This window comes from Paenibacillus polymyxa (assembly GCF_015710975.1).
GTDB classification, from domain to species: domain Bacteria; phylum Bacillota; class Bacilli; order Paenibacillales; family Paenibacillaceae; genus Paenibacillus; species Paenibacillus polymyxa.
In genome coordinates this window covers 3,151,919-3,177,313 of the sequence record NZ_CP049783.1, presented here as the reverse complement: position 1 = coordinate 3,177,313, position 25,395 = coordinate 3,151,919, and the positions used below count along the sequence as shown (strand labels likewise).

21 protein-coding genes, 1 tRNA gene and 1 riboswitch are annotated in these 25,395 nt (G+C 46.6%); of the genes, 10 read left to right on the top strand and 12 right to left on the bottom strand.

All coding sequences use genetic code 11. The features are described 5' to 3' along the window. Positions 1 to 36: 36 nt before the first annotated feature. The 3 genes from G7035_RS14290 to G7035_RS14280 are packed head-to-tail and all read right to left on the bottom strand — an operon-like array spanning position 37 to position 6,693. Positions 37 to 4,464 (bottom strand): hypothetical protein, encoded by a 4,428-nt coding sequence (locus tag G7035_RS14290; protein ID WP_019688434.1) that lies wholly within the window; start codon positions 4,462 to 4,464, stop codon positions 37 to 39. Between the two features lie 52 nt (positions 4,465 to 4,516). Then, positions 4,517 to 6,250: an ATP-binding protein gene (locus G7035_RS14285; protein WP_019688435.1), complete on the bottom strand. Its 1,734-nt coding sequence runs from the start codon at positions 6,248 to 6,250 to the stop codon at positions 4,517 to 4,519. Beyond that, positions 6,247 to 6,693 carry a hypothetical protein gene (locus tag G7035_RS14280; protein ID WP_016818599.1) on the bottom strand — a complete coding sequence of 149 codons (447 nt, stop codon included), beginning with the start codon at positions 6,691 to 6,693 and terminating at the stop codon, positions 6,247 to 6,249. The genes G7035_RS14285 and G7035_RS14280 overlap by 4 nt, the downstream gene beginning before the upstream one ends. Before the next feature lie 45 nt (positions 6,694 to 6,738). Here G7035_RS14280 and G7035_RS14275 point away from each other — a divergent pair, with 45 nt between their 5' ends. Next, complete coding sequence (locus tag G7035_RS14275) at positions 6,739 to 7,443, top strand: response regulator (RefSeq protein WP_019688436.1); 705 nt, start codon at positions 6,739 to 6,741, stop codon at positions 7,441 to 7,443. Here G7035_RS14275 and G7035_RS14270 read toward each other — a convergent pair. The 4 genes from G7035_RS14270 to G7035_RS14255 are packed head-to-tail and all read right to left on the bottom strand — an operon-like array spanning position 7,411 to position 11,884. Beyond that, positions 7,411 to 8,322, bottom strand: coding sequence for a glycosyltransferase family 2 protein (locus tag G7035_RS14270; protein ID WP_019688437.1), 912 nt, complete (start codon positions 8,320 to 8,322; stop codon positions 7,411 to 7,413). The genes G7035_RS14275 and G7035_RS14270 overlap by 33 nt on opposite strands. Then, the gene (locus G7035_RS14265) at positions 8,282 to 9,508 is read right to left on the bottom strand and encodes a glycosyltransferase family 4 protein (RefSeq protein WP_016818596.1); all 1,227 of its coding nucleotides are present in this window, start codon (positions 9,506 to 9,508) and stop codon (positions 8,282 to 8,284) included. The genes G7035_RS14270 and G7035_RS14265 overlap by 41 nt, the downstream gene beginning before the upstream one ends. Next, the gene (locus tag G7035_RS14260) at positions 9,505 to 10,758 is read right to left on the bottom strand and encodes a polysaccharide biosynthesis protein (RefSeq protein WP_019688438.1); all 1,254 of its coding nucleotides are present in this window, start codon (positions 10,756 to 10,758) and stop codon (positions 9,505 to 9,507) included. The genes G7035_RS14265 and G7035_RS14260 overlap by 4 nt, the downstream gene beginning before the upstream one ends. A gap of 4 nt (positions 10,759 to 10,762) precedes the next feature. Then, entirely contained in the window at positions 10,763 to 11,884 is a 1,122-nt protein-coding gene (locus G7035_RS14255) for a glycosyltransferase (RefSeq protein ID WP_016818594.1), read from the bottom strand. Between the two features lie 396 nt (positions 11,885 to 12,280). Here G7035_RS14255 and G7035_RS14250 point away from each other — a divergent pair, with 396 nt between their 5' ends. From G7035_RS14250 to thiE, 5 genes are all read left to right on the top strand, one after another. Beyond that, positions 12,281 to 14,002, top strand: a complete 1,722-nt coding sequence (locus G7035_RS14250) for an NAD-dependent malic enzyme (RefSeq protein WP_019688439.1) — start codon at positions 12,281 to 12,283, stop codon at positions 14,000 to 14,002. A gap of 69 nt (positions 14,003 to 14,071) precedes the next feature. Continuing rightward, positions 14,072 to 14,174: riboswitch (TPP riboswitch) on the top strand. A 132-nt stretch (positions 14,175 to 14,306) separates the two neighbouring features. After that, a complete protein-coding gene (gene tenA / locus G7035_RS14245; protein WP_016818592.1) occupies positions 14,307 to 14,996 on the top strand; it encodes a thiaminase II in 690 nt (229 codons plus the stop codon). A 25-nt stretch (positions 14,997 to 15,021) separates the two neighbouring features. Then, positions 15,022 to 15,867, top strand: coding sequence for a hydroxyethylthiazole kinase (gene thiM / locus G7035_RS14240; RefSeq protein WP_019688440.1), 846 nt, complete (start codon positions 15,022 to 15,024; stop codon positions 15,865 to 15,867). Next, positions 15,864 to 16,694, top strand: coding sequence for a bifunctional hydroxymethylpyrimidine kinase/phosphomethylpyrimidine kinase (gene thiD, locus G7035_RS14235; RefSeq protein ID WP_019688441.1), 831 nt, complete (start codon positions 15,864 to 15,866; stop codon positions 16,692 to 16,694). Before thiM ends, thiD begins: the two co-directional genes overlap by 4 nt. Further along, entirely contained in the window at positions 16,691 to 17,380 is a 690-nt protein-coding gene (gene thiE, locus G7035_RS14230; RefSeq protein WP_019688442.1) for a thiamine phosphate synthase, read from the top strand. The genes thiD and thiE overlap by 4 nt, the downstream gene beginning before the upstream one ends. Before the next feature lie 244 nt (positions 17,381 to 17,624). On the opposite strand, the gene G7035_RS14225 is transcribed toward thiE, so the two are convergent. Then, entirely contained in the window at positions 17,625 to 17,966 is a 342-nt protein-coding gene (locus tag G7035_RS14225) for a winged helix-turn-helix transcriptional regulator (RefSeq protein ID WP_019688443.1), read from the bottom strand. Positions 17,967 to 18,070: 104 nt separating this feature from the next. On the opposite strand from G7035_RS14225, the gene G7035_RS14220 reads away from it, so the two are divergent. After that, the gene (locus G7035_RS14220) at positions 18,071 to 18,982 is read left to right on the top strand and encodes an arginase family protein (protein WP_019688444.1); all 912 of its coding nucleotides are present in this window, start codon (positions 18,071 to 18,073) and stop codon (positions 18,980 to 18,982) included. Between the two features lie 135 nt (positions 18,983 to 19,117). On the opposite strand, the gene G7035_RS14215 is transcribed toward G7035_RS14220, so the two are convergent. Continuing rightward, entirely contained in the window at positions 19,118 to 19,291 is a 174-nt protein-coding gene (locus G7035_RS14215) for a hypothetical protein (RefSeq protein ID WP_019688445.1), read from the bottom strand. Positions 19,292 to 19,356: 65 nt separating this feature from the next. Next, entirely contained in the window at positions 19,357 to 20,325 is a 969-nt protein-coding gene (locus G7035_RS14210; protein ID WP_019688446.1) for a LacI family DNA-binding transcriptional regulator, read from the bottom strand. A 187-nt stretch (positions 20,326 to 20,512) separates the two neighbouring features. Between G7035_RS14210 and G7035_RS14205 the strand changes: the two genes are divergently transcribed. After that, a complete protein-coding gene (locus G7035_RS14205; protein ID WP_019688447.1) occupies positions 20,513 to 21,856 on the top strand; it encodes a 6-phospho-beta-glucosidase in 1,344 nt (447 codons plus the stop codon). 207 nt (positions 21,857 to 22,063) lie between these two features. Here the strand turns inward: G7035_RS14205 and G7035_RS14200 are convergent. Continuing rightward, positions 22,064 to 22,137, bottom strand: a tRNA-Arg gene (locus G7035_RS14200). A 174-nt stretch (positions 22,138 to 22,311) separates the two neighbouring features. Between G7035_RS14200 and G7035_RS14195 the strand changes: the two genes are divergently transcribed. After that, entirely contained in the window at positions 22,312 to 22,605 is a 294-nt protein-coding gene (locus tag G7035_RS14195) for a magnetosome magnetite crystal formation protein family (RefSeq protein WP_016324668.1), read from the top strand. Positions 22,606 to 22,914: 309 nt separating this feature from the next. Here the strand turns inward: G7035_RS14195 and G7035_RS14190 are convergent, their stop codons facing one another. Then, a complete protein-coding gene (locus tag G7035_RS14190) occupies positions 22,915 to 23,274 on the bottom strand; it encodes a hypothetical protein (RefSeq protein ID WP_019688448.1) in 360 nt (119 codons plus the stop codon). A gap of 163 nt (positions 23,275 to 23,437) precedes the next feature. Between G7035_RS14190 and asnB the strand changes: the two genes are divergently transcribed. Beyond that, entirely contained in the window at positions 23,438 to 25,282 is a 1,845-nt protein-coding gene (asnB, locus tag G7035_RS14185; protein ID WP_019688449.1) for an asparagine synthase (glutamine-hydrolyzing), read from the top strand. The last annotated feature ends 113 nt before the right edge of the window (positions 25,283 to 25,395 follow it).

Genomic DNA, 25,395 nt, shown 5'->3' with positions numbered 1-25,395 from the left:
ATTGTGGCGCCTGTTTCCCTCCGGGCAGCTTGCTTCTTATGGAATTTTCCGCTTATTCCATCGCCGATATGGAAGAAAACAAGCTGCTCCGCCCAGGATCCCTATGACAAACAATACCCAGCCAAAACGGTAGGCTGAAGCCAGAATAACGACAACCTTACCGTTTCCGCTGCCATTCGTTATGAATCCGGTAGTTACTCCATTCACAGACAGACGCGCTCGCTGATTTTCGTTACCCAGCCTGAACTCCCATAGTGGATTGGGTGATTCTGTCTCCCGGATCAGCACCTGCTGATGCATTGGATTATATAGCGTAAAACTACGTTCCATGGAATTTTCACGAGTAGCCTGAATGCTTTCCGCAGCGTGTGGTGCCATAAAAAAGGTATCCATATCCGTTCCCTCAAACAGCGTAAATTGATCCACTGTAATCATCGCTTGATAAGGGATGATGGAATATTGCTTCATTTGAAATAAGCCCGTCTGCTTCTTGTGCGCATGCGCTAAAATCTGAAACTGCATCATGGTGGTTCCTGCCGGAGCCTTTACAATCTGGTCATAATGATTCCATTGCTCCTTATCTCTCTCCTCCACCTCATCAATATAGGAGGTTTGAAGAACCTGGGACGCTTTATTTAAGAAAATGACCTTCATGTGCCGGCTTCCAATTTGTTCTGACCGTGCATCCAACTGCACGGCATACTCTTGCAGCGGTTCCGCCTTCATTTTTTTGGACGCATAAATATTCCAATCACAAGAATAGCTAGGTGCGTAACGGATGGACAGTTCTGTGTCCTTGATGGATAGATCCGTCTGGCCAGGTCGAATATCTGCTACACAACCAACATCCGTGCTCAATGATTCCTTCGTGTCCTGCCCAGGCATCACGATCACTTCCTGCCCGCCCATTCGATGAATATCTGCAAAATGGCTCAATGACGGCACCTGACTGTCCAGTACAAGGGTTAAGCGATATTTTCCCTTGGTTAAGAACAGATTTTTAAATTCGACTCGGCCATAGTCGTTCAGCAGACCGGGAATTTGTATGCTTTTCTTGGCAAAGCTATCTTGGTTGGGCACCGTTTCAATAACCTGCTTTTCGGATAAAGAGGTAGCGGGTAATCGCTTATAAGAGTCCTCCGTACGAATCGTTCTGGTCAGCACCTCTCCAGTCTCTTCATTCTTCCATTTCATAGTTAACGATCCTTCATATCCGGCAGGTAAATTAGCCAAAATAGCTGTGGCATAGGTTCCCGTTTTGGCGACTTCCACTTCTCTGCTTAACGTCCCTTTTTGGTAACTGATTCCCCGACCCATACTAAGTCTAGGTAAAGCACGTTCCGTCTGCACATTCCCTTGAGCATTAAAATCGTTCTCTGCCTCCAAGGTGAAAAAGAGCTTGCCCCGCTTCAATGCCTGCTCCACCGGAAAAGATAACCGATCCAGTTGATCCACAGGAACAATCGCAAATTGATTGACCGCATTAAAGCCTTGCAGGTTATTAACCGTGATTGGGTTATCTCCCTTTGGAAAAACATGTTCTCCCAAATCAACCCATTGAAATTGGTTTAATCCCTCATCACGGGTCTTGATGTTAGCCACTCCATCTGGCAGTGTGACTTGTATTTTCCCGCCTGCCTTATTCATGAACACTCTTGCATATACATGCGAGGTTTGAGGCTGGTCTATCTTTTTATGCATCGTAAACGTGTTGGGCTTGCTGTATTTCCCCAAATCACGCAGCTGAATATCGTGAATCCACCAGTAATTTTTTTGCTGCGGACGCTGGAGGGTTAACAAATCCATTCGCATCCAATAGCTGCCAGGCGGCGAGACGTATTCCCCGTAAAATTTTACACTGTCAAAATTATATCCCTCTGAAGGCGCCACAACATAGCTAACCCCCAGCTCACGCATTTGCTTATCATAAAACCTCATTTTTACATGCATTTTGTTCGTCCCACGACCAGAAACGGTGATGTGGAACTGATATGGGTTATTTTCCTTGGCTTCTAGCAATCCCGATCTAGCAACCTGCCATATATTACTCGGATCTCCCTTCATAATCTCACCATGCAGAGTCGGCACGTCGTTCGATTCCTCTCGGGGGTTAGCCTGCACACTGAACAACTGTGGATTATCAGGCTTGAAAAAGGTTTCCGTTCTCAGCATAGAGTCAAAATCAAGCACCGTTTTGCCTTCAATACTGCTCATCTGATAGGGTGCCACATCCAGCTTCTTACTGGCGAAGGTGACCGCAATCCCTGCATCCATCTCCATATCAAACGGGAAGTTCCGTATATTTTGGGAGGATAAATACCACAACCAATCGTTGGTTGATGCAAAAGTTTTTGACCATTTCAAAAATGCATTACCATCCTCAATGGCATCAAAAGGCCGCAAGTAATCCTCTGCCGGGAGCTGGGACAACAGCAAGTCATTAAAGGAGGCTGCCTCCACATAATCCCCCTTGTTGACCGTCTGAATGGTGTTTAACTCAGGCTTTAACGCGCTGAACAGCACGCCAAAGCGGCTGAAATCAAAACCAGGCAGATGACTGTAGCTCTCCAGTCGGCTAAATCCGTAAGGTGTCACAATTTTACTTGCAAGAATATTCATATAGGGCGGTGTCTGATCAAGATTGAATATGGAAAACAAATCGTTCTTATACGTACGTTTCAACCCGGTCTGACCTTCCAGCTGAGACAGGTGGAAATCCTGCCGCTTCTCCTGTCCTTCATATTCATCATGGTAGACCAACTGGTTGACCCCAAAGGTAGAGAACAGCCAGCCTAATCGCGAGCTTAGTCCGTTGTCCATAACATACTGCAGAAAATTCATATAGTATGTGATACCGGGATCATTGCCTTCATGATGAAAGATCGTATTTTTAGGAGAAGAGTATACCTGAAAATCTCCGGTTGCCTTCTCGGTGGCCGTCTTGCCTTTATTCCATTTGGGCGTCGCTATTCCGTTATAGCTTTGAATCATATTATCAGCAATCGGAAAATACAGTGCCTTGCTGTCAAAACGATCTGGGTCAGTCAGCTTTTCAGCCATTTGACTATAAGCCTTCGGCACTTGTACCGGCTTGTAGTACCCCTCAATGAACTGGGTACGCAAGGGAGCAAAATATACGCCCAGGCACAAAACGACGATAACAACCGCCAGCTTTTTATACACACGCTGTAGCGGCGATGATCCAAACCATTCCATACATTGAATGACGCCAAAGGTCAGCAACACACCGAAATTAAGGGAAAGCAGTCCAATAAATTTGTTAGGATCACGGAAAACCGAACCAATCACAGGGGTTTTCGTAACCAAAATAACAAACCACTTGGCAATGGACGGAAATGTCGTTCCAGTCGCTGCAACCATAAATAACAGCGTAAGGAGCGAGAAGATCAGAATGATCGGATTTTTATGTGAACGTGTCACCATCGCGTATCCGATCAATAGCAATAAGAATCCCCCACCTACATAAAACATCGCAGGCAGTGAGGAAAAGGAAAACATTGGCCACCAATAGCTCAGTAAATAACCCACATTATATAAACTGCTATTACGGCTGAACAGAGACAACGTATCCACGACGTTGATATTATGCTGAGACGCTTGAGCGTCCATCAACATGCTACCTACATACAGGGACAACCAGTAAAAACTAAGCAGTCCGAAAAACACACCAAAAATCATGCCTTTACGCAAAAAATTACTGTATAAGGGCTGTAAATAGGCGCGCCCGGCTTTACGATGAGTCCAGGTCAGTTTGAGCAGGAGCAACATGGTGAACAATCCCAAATAAATCATCCCGAAGAAAAAATAATGAATGGCCGCAGCACTAACAGTGAATACTGCAGCCAGCAGGAACAGGTCAATCCAGTTCCGCTGATACAACTTATGGGGATGATAGTTTTTAATTTGTTGAATTTGAAACTTGGGGTCCACCGCACTGAAAAAGAATCGCAGCATTAACGGAAACAAACTATACCCACAGAGCAAATAAATATGCTGGATGCGAAAAATAACCCACGGATTCAGTGCGTAAAACAACGAACCAACCATGATGGCAAAAATACGGGTTTTCGTAAAACTTGGTGAATAATACACGCTGACCAGTCGCTTGGCAAAGGCATACATCGAAAATGCCGAGACAAATAACAAGCCTGTGATAAACGACTTGAGCAAGACCGGGCCGCTTTCGTCAAATAATAGTGAAAGTCCATAGAAGGGCAAGATGTATAGGATACGTGGAGCATTGAACAAGGTCGAGGTAGACCATCGTTCGTTCCATACCCCGGTTATTTCCTCCAGATACCGATGAGAGGTGGCTCCAAAGGCAATGTCACTGAATACGATTTGTCCTAATCCATAGATGGGGGCAAGATATGCGACAATCGCAGCCAGCATCAATAGGATTGCCGCCATATCGTAGCGGTAGCGAAATATCCACTTTTTCATGCTTGTCCCCCTCTCTTGAACCTCTTGTATCTGTTGGTTATCTTGGGCCTATCTATCTTCTCAAATGAACGATGGCCTGCAATCCCTGATCAGTGTTACGCAGCTTTAAGCGACCACCTATAGTCTTCAGATATGCATCCATGTGATACAGGCTGAACGTATGCTCCTGTGCGTTTTGGGAATAGTCCGGCTGGAAATAGCTCCAACGCATCTTGTCATCAATCCCGCCGCCTGTGTCTTCAATGATAATCATAATTTCAGCTTCTTCCAGCCGTGAGCTAACCTTAAGCATATGAGATTGCCGCTTGGACCGCAGACCCGTTCGGCTCCGTTCCTGATCCTCCAGCTGCTCTCCATCTTGGTTCATGGCCTGCACTGCATTTTCCAGCAGCCCCTGAATTGTTTTGTACAGCATGGGTGCTTGTGCTGCAATGGATGGAACTGGCTCTTGCCGCAAGATCACTTGAATGTGCTTCATATTCAGCGAACGGTTCGCCCATTTCAGCGATTCGGACAATACCTCATTCATATCGGTGAAGCTAATTCCGCTATTATCATGCATTTTCTCTTCCAGCTCATCACGCAAACTACGGACGCCTGTCAGTAATTCTCCTAGTGAGGATTCCTGTCTGAGACGACCCTGAATGAAATTTTCATTCAGCTCGCGGAAATACTCCAGTTCCTCATGAGATGCTCCTTTTCCCTGACTGGAAGACACTTCAAAGCGGTTGGCTAGATCTTGATAAAATCCCAACAGCTTTAAATCATCGCCGCCTGTGAGACGGCTAGTCTGTTCTTGCAGCTCTTGCAGCTGTTGCTCAATCGTCTGCATTAACGGCAAATAATACGTGTCCTGCTGCTGTCGCATATCTTCATCCCGCCGCTGGTCACGCACTTGATTGTTCACGATGGCATCTTTCACAATCCGTTTGCGGAACTGTATGAGCATGGCCCACAAAATAATGAGTATTAGAGCCATCACCATCCACAACTGTTTGCGAAAGGAGCTAATTCGCTGGGGGGTGTCCTGACTGATATCCTTAACCGATATGTAAAGGGCCTCTTCCCCAATGCGGCTGAATCCTATTCCGTATTTCTCTCCACGATCTTCAACGATACCCGTATTGCCCTCCAGCAGCCTACGGGTTACACTCGTGATGTCCGTCCGGTTGATATCCGAAGTACTTCGGGAAGCTACGATCTTGAATTGACCGTTATAAAATAAAGTCTCATGCTGATTCACCGGCTTACTTTTAACAATTCCACTAAGTATTTCAGCGTCAACTGTACGCACCATAAAACCGCCCGTCTGCGCCCCTTGAATCCTGCACGCTATGTACTGGGCAGGCTGATGATCCTCAGTCACAAAAGAGCTGACCGCACAACCATTTTGCAGCCATTTAATCTGCTGGACCGCATTCCTCATCTCACGATTGTCACGTCCGACCATCACATGATACTGTTCATCCAGCACATAAAAAGACCCGCTCTCACGCTTAAACCCCTCAGCATATTGACGTGTTCCCTGATTCAGCATCTCTCTGCCCAGACTGGACGACAGCTCTTTTAGCTCAGCTTGCCATGCGGCATAATGCTCCGTTATGCTGCCAGACAGTTCCTGTACCTCATCCTGGAGCTGCTCGTTCTGAATTTCCGCCAAGTGACCGCTGAATTGCCGCATGACGAACCATTGTAGCACAGCGGCCAAGAACACTGTCACACACAAAACCATCAGGTACAGGATCAGCTTTTGCCAACTTGGTTTCAACAAAGCCCATTGCTTCATGACCTGGCCCCTCCATTTTGTTCAAGACGGCTCAAAATCGCTTGCATCAGGCATTCCAGCTCGTAGCTGACCAGCGGTAGCCGTGCGCACAGCAACCGGGGAGTGCGGCGCTGGAGTGCGGCAAACCTCGCAGCGGTTTCCGTTGCCCCGTCTGTCAGCAGGATCAACTCGCATGTTTTGGCTATATATAGACGATCCAAATCTTCCTCGCTGTATGCTCGCAGATCAACAACGTAAATATCATGACGATCGTCCATATGCTGAAGTGCACTGGAGACGGCCAGAGTCACCCCTGTATGTCGCGCAGCATGATACTGGTGAAGCAGACGCATTCCTTTTTCCCAGAGCGCGTGTTCAACCGAATCAAATCGTTCACAAAAAAGACGCAACGCCCGTTCTGTACTGACATCTTTTAAAAATGCCAAAACGCTGATATTATACATGTAGTTCCTCATTTCTTACTTCCTGATTGGAGTTGCGCAGTTCTTATGACACCCCAAAACATTCTATTTGTTGACGACAGTCCTATGGTGCTGTCCCTGCTAGAACGGACATTGACGCAAGAAACATTCACCTTACATACCGCTCACACGCCTAAAGAAGCCCTGCAAGTGCTGGAAAAGCACCCGATTGATGTGGTCGTCTCCGATCTGCTTATGCCTGGTTTGGACGGAATTACGTTCCTTCGTATGATTAAGAAGGATTATCCGCACATTGTACGCATCATTTTGTCTGGTCACCTGCATACGCAGTCCATTTTATCGGCCATTAATCAAGTCGGCGTGTTCCGTTTTTTGACGAAACCGCTGGAGCTGGATGATGATACGCTTAAAAAGATACTGTATGAGGCGCTTGATCAGGCTCGACTCAATCGAACAAGTCTTCATGCAGACCAGAACGTGGCAACTGACTTGTCGGTATTTATAAACAGTATTTTGAATGCTCCGTACCGACCGTATGTACTGCTGAATGAACAAGATATCGTAACCGCCGTACACATTGCACTTGCTGAGCTGTATCCTGTCGGCTGCTCACTGCGTCATCCTGATGGTGAAGGTATTCAGTTAACTCCGCATTCATTATATCTACCGTATGAGGAGCCGGAATCTTCCGATCCCGACCTGTACTCGTTGGATACACTAACCCTCGGACATTCATCGTTACGCCTTATCCGCCTTAGCGAGATCGCCTGAGTGACGGGTGCCGCCCTTTAACACGGCGGCTACCCCAATCACAGTCAGGCAGGTGTACATCCACAACATCCCCCCCGTTAGCAGCGGATGGCGGATGTAGTTTTTCACATTTCCCCATGTATACAACACCGGACGGAAGAAGTACCAACGTTCCAGTGCCTTTCGCAATCCGCCCTCCTCAGATGACATCGTACGATCCATCACCGAGAAGTAGTAGGCTTTTTTACGTAATACATCCTGCAAATATACCTGTTTTTCATCATGATATACCCGTGTAAAAACCGCCCGGCGAATGACTCCGCCAGACTCTATATAGCGTAAGGTTGGCTGTATTTCTTCAAAAGCAATTTGCTCCGCATTAAATCCGCCTGTTGATTCGTAAGCGCTCATTCGCCAGAAGCGTGCTGCTTCAATGGAGCGTTTTCCCAAGGTCTCTCCCGCGTTGTTAATGACATTCCGCTCGAAAACTTTCACTTTGGAAAAAAAATTATTTGCTTCCGAATATGCCTCCTCTGGAATAACCAAGGCGCCAATATCTTGATAATCGTCAAAAAAGTCGATGCTTTGCTGAATTAGATGTTCGGCTAAAATCATATCGGAATCCAATACAAATATGTATTCGGCACCTAAGCGCTTCGCTTCCTCAACCGCTTTGACTCTAGCAACTCCCCGCTCTCCATGAGGAAGCTCTAATACGGTTACGGGTACTGAGCTCCCTGCGGACAGCATACGAATCGTCTCAACCGTCCGATCACTGGAGCCATCATCGGCAATTACAATATGCAGATCCCTGTAATTTTGCCCCATACAGCTTCGCAAACAAGGCTCTATTGTACGTTCATTGTTGTACGTGGAGAAGAGAATGACCACTTTGTCCACTCTGTTCCGCCTCCTCTGTCCAATTCTCCATCAACTGCTCAAATGCGGCAGCTGTATGATCAAAATGAAATCTTAGCGCATATTGGTACGCTCGCTCACGGATGGCCATGTAATCTTCGCCACCCTCTGCCGCTCTTTCCATTTGTTCAGACAATCCTCGGATATCGCCGTGAAAGCATAAATATCCGCTTTTTCCGAAATCCGTCGCATCCACCAGACCAGGAGAATTGCTCACAATGCTGGGAGTTCCAACCGCTGCCGCTTCGGTAATCGTCAATCCCCAGCCTTCACGCAGGGAAGGGAATACGAGCGCATGGGCACGGCTCATCAGCTCCAGCTTATACTCTGCTGAAACAAATCCATAAAAGGTAATATCGGCTTGTGATTGTCCCTGTTCATCCGGTTCTCCGTATGTCAATCCATACCGTTCTATAATCGGCAATAATTGTTCTGTCACATAGGTTTTATCGGTTTTTCCGGCAATCCATAACATAGCCTGGGGGAACTTTTCCTTGAGCCGCCCAAAGGCTTCAACGACCAGATCAATGCCCTTATATTTAACAAAGCGTCCGGCATACATGAAGGTTGGGTTAGACTCCTTCGTCAAAAATTGTTCACGCGGCCAATGATCAAACTCAATGCCTTCCGGTAAAAGATGAACACGATCCGGATGAAAGCCCAGCTTAAGCAGATCATACCGGGTAGACGGGGATACGGTGAGCGTCCGATCCCTCCGTGCCAGCTTAAGCATGAGGGGCTCCATATGAAATCCAATCATATTTAGCGGGAACCTGGCATTTTCATACCATATTTCCCTTGTTAGCTGATGTATGAAAAAAATTCGCTTGGATGCCTCCACCCAAAATCGGGTAAAGAACTGATGCGTATTCGCTTGATTAATTACATAGTCAATCTGCTGCCGATGACGACGGTAATAGCGCATCGCATAATAAATAACACTGTATATGTTTCCTTTTCGAATATACGTAACACCGTCAATGACTTCATGCTCAGGCATCCCCTCAAATTGAGGTGAGAAATGAATGAACTGAAACCGACCTTGCTGTGAGCGTTTCAGCATTTCATGGGTGAAAATTTCTGCTCCCCCGCTTTTCGGAGAACGAATGTCACGCCAGGAAAGCAATAGAACTACGGTCTTATCGTCCTGCTCTAGTATGGTATTCATGGGGTGATTCCTCCCCTTATCTTTATTTTGAACAAATACATATAGGCATCTATCACAAAGTAGAGAGACATAGCTCCGTACACAATGAACTCTGACAACAAAAAATCGATCGGGTCTGTGTGAGCCATATGAAAGGCTACTAATAAAGCTGCGGCTCCCGCCATCAGACTGAACATAAAGGTGCGTCTGCCCACTAATACGTGCACATGCACAAAAAATAGCACGATGGAAAAAAGCCAATACACCCAGCCTCCCCATGGAATATAGGCCTCAGCCGCCTGGTAAGAGGCTCCAAATAATATGGGAATAGAGGGTGGGAATATATAAGTTGTGCCCACATATACACACAGCGCCGCTACAGCCATTAATCCAGCATAGATTACAATTAACTTGCCCAAAGCCTGGCGGTCATGCCCCTGCGCACCGATCTTTGGAATAAAGGCAGAAATCAAGCTGTACGAAACGTAATAGACCAACTGGCTGTACTTCAGCGCAATGGCATAGCTGCTGGCCTGCTCAGGAAAGTAGTGCTGTACATACAACATGTCGATGGATATACAAAACAGAATGAATAAATTCGTCATAAGGCTGTCGGTGAAATCCTGACCTAGTGACTTCCATAACCCAGCAGGGATATGTTCTCCTCTATATGTCAATAGGGACAAGCCTCGGGCCGAAACGATCCAGCCGTGAAGCAACGACAGCAGCATTCCCCCACAGCTCGCTAATAGTAAGGCTTCCAACCTTAACCCCAGGGCAGCCAGGACAAAAAACAGGCATAGCTTCCCTAATACCTCAATGTAATAGTTCACATTGAGCGCCAGCATGCGTTCCCTCCCCTGTAAATCTCCACGGCACGAACTCACCAGAATATGCAATCCGATCAAGGCATACAGCATGAACAGCGGGCCGGACTCAACGCCCAATAGCGAACGCAGCAACGGATGAAAGGAAAGTGAAAAGATCATGGCAAGCAAAGTTAGCACTAGAGGTGCTTTTAGTAACAGAGAACCGAGCGGTAAGCTGCGTAGCGGAAGCTTCTTGTCAGCCTTGGACACCAGCTTGGCGGTTAACAGCTGGATGGATAAGCCCAATACGGACAACAGTGCAAAGAGGGCCAACAGCGCGTTCGCCTGACCATAGGCTTGTCCGGTAAGGTACCAGCTCGCTGCAATGTGGAAGAAAAAATTGAATCCGTTAAGCAGCACATTAAAGAGGGGAAACATCAACGAACGCAATCGGTTGTTCACGTGGTTATCTCACCCGCCGATCCAGTCGCCAAATCTCAATGATAGAGCGCAAAAAACGAATGGAATCCTTCCAGACATGAATGTGCGAGCCATCTCGGTCAATACATTTGACGGGTAGTTGCAGCACACGGAGCTGAAGTCGCTTGGCAATGAACATCATCTCCAGATCCAGCGCTAGTCCGAGTTGTTCCTTCAAATGTGGAAACATCCGCTTCACGGCAACCGAGCTCATCACTTTAAGACCCGTCTGGGAATCTACTACACCGGTTGGTAAAAAGGGGCGAGAGACGACCCGTTTGCCAAAGCTGACGATAGATCGCAATAAAGAACGATTCTCGGCGGTCATATCTTTGGTTCCAATCACAACATCATAGTAGCCCTGTTGAACAACATTGATCATTCTGGCAATATCCTCAATAAAAAAGGAATCGTCCGCGTCCACAAATACGTAGTAATCCGCACCGATGGTCCGCATTCCTTCCAGATACGTCCCTGCCTTGCGCGTATTGCGTCCCAATTCCCTTGTTTGAAGCAGTGGACTCAAGTTCTGGTTAATCCGGTTCACGGACAAGTCCGTTGCTGCCTCCAGCGCTTTAATCAAGGCATTCGTGCCATCGTGGCTACCATCATCAATGAGATAAATCGAACCCTCTATAATATGGCTGCGGATAAAGGCTTGCAGTCGCTCAGCAAAGGTTTTGACATGAACAAAACGTTTCTCTTCGTTATACACAGACAAGATGAATGCAACATGTTGGCTTTTAGTCGAATACTCGGGATAGAGCAAGCTTTGTATTTCAGAAAGTATTTCTTCGGTATCATTGGCTTGCCAAAATAGCAGACGCAATCGGCCTACTCCGATAATCTGCACCATATGCTGATCACTGAACGGAAAGGTTACATCCGTCACCAATAGCAATGGCATTTGCGGAAATTGGCTACGGATCTGATTAGCTTTCCGCACGGCTTGCCCCGGCTCCCTATAATCTATCAGGCAGCAACTTGCGCCCTCGTAGACTGAAGCTTCCTCCGTGTCCTCGCACTGTATATATTGGTAAAAACAAATCACATTGGGATAATCAATAGCCCTGTTGTTATCGCTAAAAATGGCTATAGGTCCCTGCACACAAACCTCTCCTTTTCCTCCGAATAATTCTATTTTGTTGAAAAAGAATTAAAAATGTTTGCTTAGTAAGATTAAATTAATGTCCAAATACTTCATATTTTCTTAACATAATAGCTCACATACCTTGATATATAAGCATTCAAGAGAAGAAAAACTAATTTTCATATTTGATAAAAACAGAGCATTTAGACCCGATTCATTAGGACTATTACTATACGAATTACAAGGTGAATCCGAAAACAAAATTAGTTCTATAGGATTAATAAAAAGATACACATATGGTCATTTTGTCATAGATTGATAGGCGAATAAAACCAATTTGTACGTCCATACTATGGACAACATGTCATTTTCATCATGAATAATTATCAAAATATAGGGAAAGAAGGTATTTTTATGGAAGCATTTCATGTCAATCGTGATGGGTCATTATCTACTCCCTTACGAGGAAAGGACGTCCTAGCAAACCCTCTTTTGAACAAAGGGGTGGCATTTACAGAAGAAGAACGCAAAGAACTGGGCTTGGAAGGAATTCTTCCTCCCACTGTCCTTTCATTGGAAAAACAGAGCGTTCGGGCATATCAGCAATTCCTGGCACAACCCACCATGCTGCGTAAAAATGCTTCACTTAACGATCTTCATAACCGGAATGTCGTGCTTTACTATCGGCTGCTAACCGACCATTTGAGTGAAATGCTGCCCGTAGTCTACACACCGACTGTAGGAACCGCCATTCAAGAATACAGCCATGAGTACAACCGTCCCGGGGGCGTATATTTATCGATAGATCATCCGAACGGTATCGGACAGGCGTTCTATAATTCCGGCTTGCGTAGTGAGGATGTTGACCTGATCGTCGTGACGGATTCAGAAAGTATTTTGGGAATTGGTGACTGGGGGGTCGGGGGAATTAACATTGCTATTGGCAAACTTGCTGTATATACAGCTGCGGCAGGTATTCATCCCGGGCGGGTGCTGCCCATTGTACTGGATGTCGGCACGAATAACGAGAAGCTGCTGAATGATCCGCTATACATCGGAAACCGCCATAAACGAGTTCGCGGAGAAGCCTATCATCAATTTATTGATACCTTTATCAGCAAAACGTTAACACAATTCCCGAAAGCGCTTTTGCATTGGGAGGATGTGGGCAGCGTGAACGCACGCCACATTATAGGGAAATACGGTCAAAACATTCTCACCTTCAATGATGACATCCAGGGCACAGGAGCAGTCACATTAGCTGCGATTGTTTCGGCGGTAGGTGTCACCAAAATTCCGCTACGTGAACAAAAAATACTTGTCTTTGGTCCAGGGGCAGCAGGAATCGGTAACGCCGACCAAATACAGAGCGCTATGATCGAGGACGGGCTTCCTGCAGAAGATTCTTTCAGGTCGTTTTGGGCCTTTGATTATCGCGGGCTATTAACGGACGATATGGAAGATGTACTCGATTATCAGAAACCATATGTGCGTAAAAAGGAAGAAATCAGCTCATGGGCCCGATCGGAAGACGGCAAAATACCGTTGCTGGAGGTCATCCGTCAGGTAAAACCTACAATCTTGATTGGTACTTCCGGTGTGGCGGGTGCCTTTTCTGAAGAGATTATCAAGGAAATGGCAAAGCATGTGGAACGCCCGATCATTATGCCCATGTCCAATCCTACCAATCTGGCTGAAGCGGTACCCGAGGATTTGATACGATGGACTGATGGCAAAGCATTGATTGCTACGGGAAGTCCCTTTGAGCCCGTCACCTATAACGGTACGAAATTTGAAATTGGTCAGGCGAACAATGCCTTTGTTTTCCCGGGACTGGGTCTAGGCGCAATTGTGGTCAAGGCCAAACGAATCACCCCTTCCATGTTTACCGCAGCAGCTGATGCCGTTGCCAACGCCGTAGATTCGAATGAACTTGGCGGCGCACTGCTGCCCCATATTCGAAAATTACGTGATGTTTCGTTTGCGGTTGCGGTTGCGGTAGCAAAGGCCGCAATTCAGGATCAGGTAGCTCAGGCACACCTTCCAGATATTGAGCAAGCCATTCGGGATGCAATGTGGAAACCGGAATATGTGAGGGTCAAAGCCGTGGAAAGTGTAATCCAACACCCTCACTAATCCTTCACTAGGCATAAGCAGTTTGACATAACATAGGAACGAATGTACAGTATTAGTCAAAAGAATAGGAAAGTCCACTAGGGGAGCCATTATGGCTGAGACAAGAATGAATCTTGGACCCTTTGAACCTGATCTAGTTCGTACTAGCGTAGGAAAGTGGAGCCTTCCATATAGGGTTTCAGGCGTTTTTGCGCATTGAACCTATGTTGAAGCCGCTCCAGTTTTCGGGGCGGCTTTTTGGCATTGTTCCGAGAATTGTATCTTACGGGACTTCTTGTTCTCCATTTTTGTTGGAGGTGGGGAAATGAGTTTTTCGCAAGAGCTCCGTCAGCAGGCGGATGGCATTTTTCAAGCCATTTATGAGCATCCCTTTGTGAGAGGTATTGCTGAAGGAAATTTAACAAGGGAACAGCTGATTCACTATGTAAAACAAGACTTTGAATATTTGAACGCCTACATGCGGATTTACGGCATCGCGATCTCCAAAAGCACGAGCCGGGAGGATATGGCTGTATTTAACGAACAGATCTCTTTTATTCTCAACAGCGAGGTTCATCCGCATCAAAATTTTTGTGCTATCGCAGGTGTCACCTATGAAGAGATGCAGGGATATCCACTCGCTCCGTCCGCTCATCATTATATCCGCCATATGCTGACCGTCGCACATGAGGGTAGTCTTGGGGAAATCATGGCCGTGCTGCTACCATGTCCATGGACATATCTTGAAATTGGACGCAGGCTAATGGATGAGGTAAGACCGGACGAGTCTCATCCGTTCTATGAGTGGATTTGCTTCTATGGCAACCAGATTGAAGATGTAACCTTCAAATATCGAGAGCGTGTGGATGCTTGGGCGAAAGTCGCCACGGCTGCCGAGCGAGAGCGGATGATTGAGCATTTTATGCTAAGCTGCCAGCTGGAATATATGTTCTGGGATATGGCTTATAAGCAGGAGCAATGGCCCGTCCAAATGCACGCTACGGTCTTGGAATAATCAGTATAGATGAGAGAGGATAAACATGATGAATATATGGGAACAAAGTTATTCGGCGCTCCTGACAAAGGTACAAAACAGCAACCCCCTCGTTCATAATATAACCAATGTGGTGGTCACCAACTTTACAGCCAACGGCCTATATGCACTAGGGGCTTCCCCGGTGATGGCTTATGCACCCGAGGAAGTAGCAGATATGGCCAAAATAGCGGGCGCCGTCGTGTTAAATATCGGTACGCTAAACCGTGAGCTAGTGGATGCCATGATCCTTGCTGGACAATCGGCGAATGCTCACGGTATTCCAGTTCTGTTAGATCCAGTCGGTGCGGGAGCAACTAGTTTTAGAACCGAGTCAGCACTGCGAATTCTAAACGAGGTTAACATCTCACTAGTACGGGGTAATGCAGCCGAAATCGGCAATCTTATCGGAGAAGCCCGAAAGATTAAGGGGGTAGATGCAGGCGACAGTGCTGACAGCAGTAATGTCGATCTGGCAGTTCGGGCTGCGCAAACGCTCCATACCATGGTTGTCATCACTGGAAAAGAGGACGTCATCACCGATGGGGTTGAAGTACGATTGATTAGGGGCGGAGACGCGCTGCTTACGAAGGTAACCGGAACAGGCTGCCTGCTGACCTCTGTGTTGGGTGCGTTTGCAGCAGTTGAACCCAACCTGCTGCTCGCAGGCACAACAGGTTTGGCATTTTACGGTGCAGCAGCTTCTCGAGCCGCAGCGCATACCGCAAAGCTGGGGCCGGGCAGCTTCCAGATTGCCTTTCTCGACGAGCTTGCCAAACTACATACTGGTTCGCTAGAGGGGCATGTCACGATCCGTGAAGCTGGAACAACTACAACAGGTGGTGCGCGATGAGAGACGTGCATGTACCGAGAGCGCTGACGATTGCCGGTTCAGACAGTGGCGGCGGGGCTGGAATTCAAGCCGATCTCAAAACCTTTCAGGAGCTTGGCGTATACGGCATGTCAGCTATTACGGCCATAACGGTACAAAATACTTTGGGAGTTCACGGTGTATATCCGCTGCCACAGGAAGCAACAGCGCAACAGATCGAAGCTGTAGGATCAGATCTTGGAGTCGACGCCCTAAAGACTGGCATGCTATTTGATGCAGGCATCATCCGTCTTGTGGCCGAGCAGATCCGAAAGTTCGGCTGGGAAAAGGTTGTCGTCGATCCTGTAATGATTGCCAAAGGGGGTGCAAAGCTGCTGCAACCAGAAGCGGTGCAAGCTTTGAACGACGACCTGCTCCCCTTGGCACTGGTCGTCACACCAAATATCCCGGAAGCGGAGGCCTTAACCGGGATAAGCATTCGTACGATGGAAGGACGCCGCGAAGCTGCGAGACATATTAGCAGCCGGGGTCCCAAATTCGTTGTGATCAAGGGCGGCCACGATGAGGAGAGCGAAAACAGCGGTCAGGTCATTGACCTGCTCTTTGACGGAACAGCCTTCACAGAGCTGGGCGGCAAGCGGGTGCGAACTGTCCACACACACGGAACAGGATGTACGTTCTCAGCAGCGATTACCGCTGAATTAGGGAAAGGCGTGTCTGTACCGGAAGCTATTGTCAATGGAAGAGCCTTCATTCAGGCGGCGATTGAGGATACATTGTATCTGGGCCAGGGACACGGTCCAACCAATCATTGGGCCTACCGCCGTCGTCAGGAGATACTCCAATGAGCGGTCGAATATTACCTGAGATCATGCGGCGGCATTTACAGATGTATCTGGTTGTTGGAAGCGTGAACTGCCTCGCGGAACCAAGTCGGGTCGTGCAGGAGGCTCTTGCTGGCGGCACAACCATGATCCAGTTCCGGGAAAAGGGCCGTAGCGCGTTAACAGGGGTTCCTATGTTTGAACTTGCGCGTCAGCTACAAGATCTGTGCCACCACGCTGGTATCCCCTTTATCGTCAATGACGATGTGGAGCTGGCTCTTGAGCTCAACGCCGACGGTGTTCACATCGGTCAGGACGATGAATCGGCTGATTCTGTGCGTACGCGGATCGGAAACCGAATCCTTGGCGTCTCCGCCCATACGATTGAGGAAGCTCGTCGAGCCATTCTGCAAGGTGCGGACTACCTCGGCGTCGGCCCCATCTATCCCACCATCTCAAAGGATGATGCTCATGCGGTGCAGGGTCCAGCCATTTTGCATGAGATGCGCAAAGCGGGAATTGATCTGCCCATCGTCGGGATCGGTGGCATTACGATAGACCGTGTGGAGGAAGTGGTAGGTGCGGGTGCCGATGGTGTAGCGGTGATTTCGGCTGTGACGCAGGCAAAACAGATTCGAGCTGCTGCAGAGGAACTAAAGAAAAAGGTAGTGCTAAGCATCAAACATCCGGGGATGTCCCAAAAGCTATAAAGTGCCTTTAATAGTTCACGCAAGAGCCTCATTTACACTAATAAAGTAGAGATGAGGCTCTGTGTTGTACGCTATAAATAAAATAATCGCCATAGTCAAAAATATCCCCCCCAAAAGATACTGATTTTTAAGCTTCCTATCCCCAGTGCACTTGAGCTCGTTGAATACCTGATTAACTATAAATATATGTCAATCGTCTTTTCTAATATTCCTATAACATTCGAAAGCAATTAAAAAACGAAACTTAATTATATTGATTTTTGGTTCCCCATTCACATAACCCTTCCAAAACAGGCAATAGTGTTTCCGCTTTTTCTGTAAGACTGTACTCAACTTTAGGTGGAACTTGGGGGTACTCTTTCCGATTCACCAGACCATCCGCTTCCAATTCTTTTAGCTGTGAACTCAATGTTTTATATGTAATAGCTCCGATTTGTCTTTTCAGATCATTAAAGCGAACCACTTGGTTTTCGGCCAGAAGATAAATAATAACCATTTTCCATTTACCACCAATAACTGACACTGTATAACCAAAAGGTGTATCTTGAATGTTTTTAACTTTACCTTTAAATTCAGCCATACTCATATTCACACTATCCTTTCGGGTAGTACCTATCAAATTAGTGCGTACTACGTTTTTATTTGCGTTCAGTTTATACTAACCGTAATTTGAAGTAAAGGAGAGAAAATATGACTAAAACAATACGCCTGTTAATGCCGCAATGGCAAGGAGGAAACAATCCTAACTACTCTTTTGGAGCTGAACTGCTGGCTTGGCTAGCCCCAGACAATGATCAACCCCTTATTCATGTTCCAGTTCAAGCTTATGATGGAACTCCGCTTGCCAACGAGAACGGTATGTATGGGAGAAAACAGCTACTTGAACAATTAGAGGCTGCTCAACATATCATTGACGCTCATAAGCCAGATCGCATAGTAATGTTTGGTGGTGACTGCTTAGTCGAGCAAGCCCCATTTGCCTATTTAAACGAACGATACGGCGGAGAATTAGGATTAATTTGGATTGATGCTCACAGTGATTTAGTTAGATATGTAGGCTATGATAACGGACATACATTACCGCTTGGGAACCTTTTGGGAGAAGGAGATGAGGAGTTCGCAAAACATGTGAAAATTCCTCTTAAACCTGAAAATGTCTTTATCGCTGGATTAGCAGCTCCTACAGAAGAAGAAACAAAAGCATTTTCAGAGACATTTCAAAGGTTAGGTGTTACCACTACAGAAACAGATACTGAAGTAATTCAAAGATTAGGGATTCGAACTGCTGGGACCCAAGAGTTAACGACCAGTACCGAATCAATAAAAGAGTGGATTAAAGAAAGCGGCATCAAGCACCTGGCGATTCACCTTGATTTAGATGTACTTGATCCAAAAGCATTTCGTTCTTTATTATTCGCCAACCCTGAAGCTCCCTATAATCTTTCTCCTGCGGGAACAATGCAAATACCTCAACTACTTCATCTGATTAAAGAACTATCTGAAGAAACTGATGTAGTTGGGTTAGGTATAACCGAACATATGCCGTGGGATTCCATTAACTTGAAGAATCTGCTTGGAGAAATACCTATTTTAAATCATTAATTCTACTTACGATCTATACATGTTTTTTTGACTTAATTTTCGAAATGGAATTATTAGAAATTCGTTTGAATTAGAGTATTGTGTAAAGAAGGGACTCCTGGGGATTTATGCTGTTATGGAGTCCTTTTTTATTTTTTACTTTTTATTTTCATTTATTAATTTTAGTACTGGATTAAGGAACTCTTCAAAAAAGAAGTCGCCTCCCTCACCCGGAGTTAGTGCTTTATTATGATCAAAAGATTCGAAATCTTCTGGTACCGAAATATGATAGAGCGTGCCAAAGTGAGTATCAGTTAACCTATATTGCATAAAATATCACCTCAATTATGTGACTTGAATAGCTCAGCACCGGATAAAAAAGAATAACCAGGATATTAGGTGGTCGCTCGCTCTACTAACTTGAATTCCAAGGGATGTAATTCTTCATGAAGCCCCTCTAGGGCATTTCGAATCATAATGAATGCATTTTCCGCTTGCTTGTCAATCGGGTAATGAATGGTGGTTAAATCAAGCAAATGCGAAATTTCGGTGTTATCAAAGCCCACCACTGCAACATTACTCGGGATAGAAACACCGAGCCTACGTGCTTCGGTCAACAGCCCTGCAGCCAAATAATCGGTAGAACAAGCGAAGGCATCCGGCTTGTTGGATTGTTCGCCCCACCAGTGAGCAATTTGTTCACCCGCTTCTATTGAATTTAAGCCATAAAAATGCGAGAAAGCATCAGCGTTCAAATCATGTTTTTTGCAAAAATCATGATAAGCCCGTATGCGCTCCTTCGTATTCAATCCCCTCATATTCCCATATACATTCACAATGCTGCGATAGCCTCTGGCATACAGATGCTCCAGCGCAAGCATGTACCCCTGATACTGGTCCATAAATACAGACGGGATGGCCTCAATGTTTACACGCTGCCATGTCACAATTGGACCATATTTGGTGTAGTGCTCAATCACACTCCACTCATTGACGCGAATCATACAGACCAAGGCGTCCAGTTGCTTTCTCCGCAACATTTCCAGTGCTTCAAGCTCCCGCTCCTTCTCTCCATTCGTAATAAATAGTGCCATATTAAAACCATGCTCCTGGGCATAGGTTGTAAATCCACGCACAAATGAACCCAATGAATCATTAAAAGAAATTGAAATAATTCCTATGAGCTTGGTCATGCCCTTTTTTAATGAAACCGCATTCAAATTAGGTACATAATCCAGTCGGTCTATGACCTCCTGTACACGCTGCCTTGTCGGTTCACTTACGTACGGATGGTTATTAATGACACGAGACACCGTTGCCGAGGATACACCCGCCAGCTTTGCAATTTCATGAATATTTGCCACATTTCTCACCTCGTTCTTTCTATTTTAGCATGTTCGTGTTTAGCATGTTTCGTGGCCCCGCCCTATAATTGTCACCTTCCCCAAATAAGTTTTTTAAAAGCGCTTGACCTGTAATGCATTACAGGGATTACAGTGAATTTGAGCTTAAGAAAGCGGTTTTAAAAAACATACTCAGGAGGCACTAACCATGAAAAAAGGCATAAAGATCGCAACTATTGGCGGAGGCTCCAGCTATACACCAGAATTAGTAGAAGGTTTTATCAAACGTTATGCAGAGCTTCCCATCCGGGAATTATGGCTGGTAGATATTGAGGCAGGACGCGAAAAGCTGGAGATCGTGGGGGCCATGGCCCAACGGATGGTGAAGGCCGCAGGCATTGATTGTGAAGTACATTTGACACTGGATCGTCGGGAAGCCTTGAAGGATGCCGATTTTGTCACAACACAATTTCGGGTAGGCTTGCTGGAAGCCCGGATTAAGGACGAAAGTATTCCGTTAAAACACGGCATGATCGGTCAAGAAACTAATGGGGCTGGCGGGATGTTCAAAGCTTTTCGTACCATACCCGTTATCCTCAGTATCGTTGAAGATATGAAAGAACTGTGTCCGAATGCATGGTTGATTAACTTCACCAACCCTGCGGGTATGGTCACCGAAGCGGTACTTCGTTATGGTAAGTGGGATAAAGTCATCGGATTATGTAATGTTCCCATCGGCGCGATCAAGAGTGCATCGGCTGTACTGGACAAATCGGAAGAAGAGCTGTTCTTTAAATTTGCAGGAATTAACCACCTTCATTGGCACAAAGTTTATGACAAAACCGGAGAAGAATTAACAGAGCAAGTCATCGAAGGATTGTACGCACCTGGTGCAAAACCGGAGAAGGTTGTTGAAAATATTAAGAACATGCGCTTCCTGTATGATCAGGTTCGTCAATTGAAAATGCTGCCTTGTCCTTACCATCGGTATTACTACATGACCGACAACATGCTCAAGGAAGAATTAGAGGAGGCCAAAAACGAAGGAACTCGGGGCCAAGTCGTCAAACGTCTGGAAGAAAGTTTGTTTGAATTGTACAAAGACCCGAATCTGGATTACAAGCCAGAGGAATTATCCAAACGCGGCGGTGCACATTACAGCGATGCTGCCTGTGAAATCATTAATTCCATTTATAACAACAAAGGCACATTGATGGTGGTTAGTACACGTAACAATGGTGCGATTGATGATGTCCCTTATGATAGCGCCATCGAAGTAACCAGTGTCATTCGCGCGCATGGTGCAGAGCCTGTAAACTTTGGCAAATTCCCACCAGCACAACGGGGCCTGCTGCAAGTCATGAAGTCGATGGAAGAGCTGACCATTGAAGCGGCGGTCACTGGTGACTATGCGACAGCACTGCAAGCCTTCACCCTGAATCCGCTCGTTCCAAGCGGGGATATCGCCCAAACCGTGCTGGATGAATTGCTGGAAGAACACAAAGAACATTTGCCGCAATTCTTTGCTCATAAGGAAAAGGCGACAGTATAGAACCAGAATCAATCATACTGCCGGGATACAAAAAAGCTTCCTACATGTAGGAAGCTTTTGCTATCGTCCCAGGAGGGATACTCTCCCTACGGTCGAGACTGCGAAGTTTATGCTAACGATGCTTAGCTCCGACGTCCCCCAAGGGGTTCTCATCCCACTGGAACACAAAAAAGCTTCCTAATATTGAATTAGGAAGCTTTTGCTATACGTCCCAGGAGGGATTCGAACCCCCGACCGACGGCTTAGAAGGCCGTTGCTCTATCCAGCTGAGCTACTGGGACAAGATGACAATCAATAAAACCTTATGTATTCAGTGCATTAATTATTATATCACATTTTGACCAACTGTCAAAAGCATTTTTTCATTATACAGGAAAGCAGGCTGCAAAAGGAATCATTTGGACGCTAACGGGGTATTATGTACAAAGAACGATGCCAAAAAGGAGGGGTGATCCGTGAGAGGCCTTTTGTCTTCACTTTGTTATTTCAGCATTTTTTTCGCACCTTTTCTGGTGCCGGTCATTGTGTGGATCGCAGTCCGGGATGAATATGTTCAGGGACACGCGAAAAAAGCCATTTTATCGCACATTTTCCCCATTATTGCGGCGATTCCGCTAGTGTATTTTATTATCACTGCCAATCATGCAGGTTCAGTTATCGGATTTGTACTGCTATTTGTAGTGGTCTATCTCGGCGTTTTTGTTTATAACATCTACAAAGGGATCATGACGCTGCGTGAAGCGGCCTAATTCTAAAAGAAGCCTCCCATATTCGCAAATTTGACGAATACGGAGGCTTCTTTGGGATCAACTTTGATGAGTTGCTTTAGTTCACTGGTAGCTTATTTATTCCCAAAGCGTTTAGGACTTCTGCGTACTTCATGTCTTACGTTTTTCTCCAGCACTTCTTCCGCGAACTCATTGTTATGAATATAACTGCTGCCTTTGTTTTTCTTATACTTCGCTTTGCCGTCTATGATTTCCCCCTCCTTTCACGCTGATCCGGTGATGGCGCCGGTGCCCAAATCAACAAAAGCCGAGGTATAGTACACCATATCCTCATGTCCCGAACTCCTTGGCAAACTCTGTACTAAGCTGCCCATAGGAAAGCAATTCCCTTTTGAATTTTTCCCGTTCCTCACCAGCGGTAATGTGCGTAGAGTCAGTAAAAGCCTTGTCGGTCACTTCCTCAAATGCCGAATGCAGATTATTGTCGTACCAATCCAGCTCCAGATCAGCATCATTGCGGATGATCCTTACCATGTCATAGTCAGGCAGACCATCCTTCTGATTCGTGGCTGTGATATAAACCAGCAGCTCCGGGTCATCTGCGGCACCGGGACGCACTTCTACCTCAGCGCAGCGCACTCCGTCAAGTTCAGTGAAGCGGCGTATTTTGGCATCCTTGATGTAGTACATTGTCTCCCTCCTTCCTCACGAGTAAACGGGTTGCCCCATCTGTAGTTTTCGGAACGGACAGACATTTTATGCTTCTTTTCGGCATATATACTGATGAACTGGGGATTTAGTTTTTGATTCATTCCAACACTGGATGAACACGACAAAGAGAGGATGAATAGACATGTGCGGAATTACAGGTTTCATACAGTGGAACGGAGACTTGATGCATCAATCTGAGTTGCTGCTAAATATGACGCAAACGCTCTCCGATCGCGGACCGGATGCTGCGGGTACCTGGATATCCAACCCGTGTGCCTTCGGACACCGAAGACTAAGCGTAATGGACCCGGAAAACGGCGCTCAGCCCATGATCCGGCAGCTTGAGGATATCACTTATACGATTGTATATAACGGGGAAATATATAACGCGCCTGAGCTGAAAAAAGAGCTGCAACAACGCGGACATTTTTTCCGTACACAATGCGACACAGAGGTACTGCTCGAATCCTATATCGAATGGGGCCCGGATTGTGTAGATCGGTTGAACGGCATTTTTGCGTTTGCGGTCTGGGATAGTGAGCGGGAGCAGGTATTTCTGGCACGAGACCGACTGGGAGTGAAGCCGTTATTTTATAGCCAAACCGAAGATGTATTCGTATTTGGCTCCGAACCCAAAGCATTGCTCCAGCATCCAGCCGTTGAGGCCGCCGTAGACGCCGAGGGATTGGCAGAAATTTTTATCATTGGGCCTGCACGCACCCCCGGACACGGCGTCTATTCATCGATGAAGGAATTGCGTCCCGGACATACCCTAACCTACAGCCGTGACGGCGTACGCATCCAAGCCTACTGGAAGCTCGAAAGCATTGCACATGAGGATAACACCGAAGAAACGGCACTCAAGGTACGAGAGCTATTGATGGATACCGTGGAGCGGCAGCTTATTTCGGATGTACCGGTATGTACCTTATTGTCTGGCGGGCTGGATTCAAGCGCCCTGTCCGCATTAGCCGTCGATTATTACAAACGTACCGGGCAGGGACAAGTTCATACGTATTCGGTCGATTATGTGGACAACGACAAGCATTTTAAAGCCCATGCGTTTCAGCCCGGAGCTGATGCCCCCTGGATACAGCGAATGGTCGATGAATTAGGGACAAATCATCACTGGATTGAATTCGATACACCAGAAGTTGTAGCAGCTCTGAACAACTCCACGCTAACGCGGGATTTACCCGGAATGGCGGACGTGGATTCGTCACTGTATCTCTTTTGCCGGGAGATTAAAAAGGGCGCTACGGTTGCTATTTCTGGTGAAGCAGCAGATGAAGTGTTTGGCGGATATCCATGGTTCCATCGGGAGGATATGCTGAACTCAGGCACATTTCCGTGGGCAGTTGCTCCCGATATGAGAGCGAGTCTGCTATCCCCAGAAGTGCGGGACTGGATCAAACCGCTGGAGTATTTGAACGACCGCTACTCAGAAGCAGTCGGAGAAGTACCGAAGCTACAGGGTGAAACAGGAAAAGCTGCGCAAATGCGCGTCATGTCTTATTTGAACATCACCCGCTTTATGCCTACCCTACTGGATCGCAAGGATCGGATGAGTATGGGGGTGGGACTCGAAGTACGGGTGCCGTATTGCGATCATCGGCTGGTGCAATATGTATGGAACATTCCGTGGAGCATCAAAATGACAGGCGGACGTGAAAAAGGTATTTTACGCAAGGCGTTGGAGGGTGTATTGCCGGATGATGTGCTGTATCGCAAAAAAAGCCCGTATCCCAAAACGCATAATCCCTCCTATCTTGCCGCTGTGAAAAAGCAGGCGCTGCAACTGCTGGACGATTCCTCTTCCCCACTGCTCAAGCTGATCGATGCGAAAAAGGTACGGGATATTGCCGCCTCACCGGAGGCATCCACCAATCTACCTTGGTTTGGCCAGCTGATGTCGGGTCCGCAGTTATTTGCTTACTTGACGCAAGTGGATAATTGGCTGCGCACCTACAAGGTGGCTATTCGATAAAATGTGCTAACTGCTTAAGTCGTAAAGTACGAGGTGGCAACCGCCCATCTTTCTTGATGCATACGATACGTGGAACAGAAAGTACCAAAAAAGGCTATCCGCAGCCTATGACT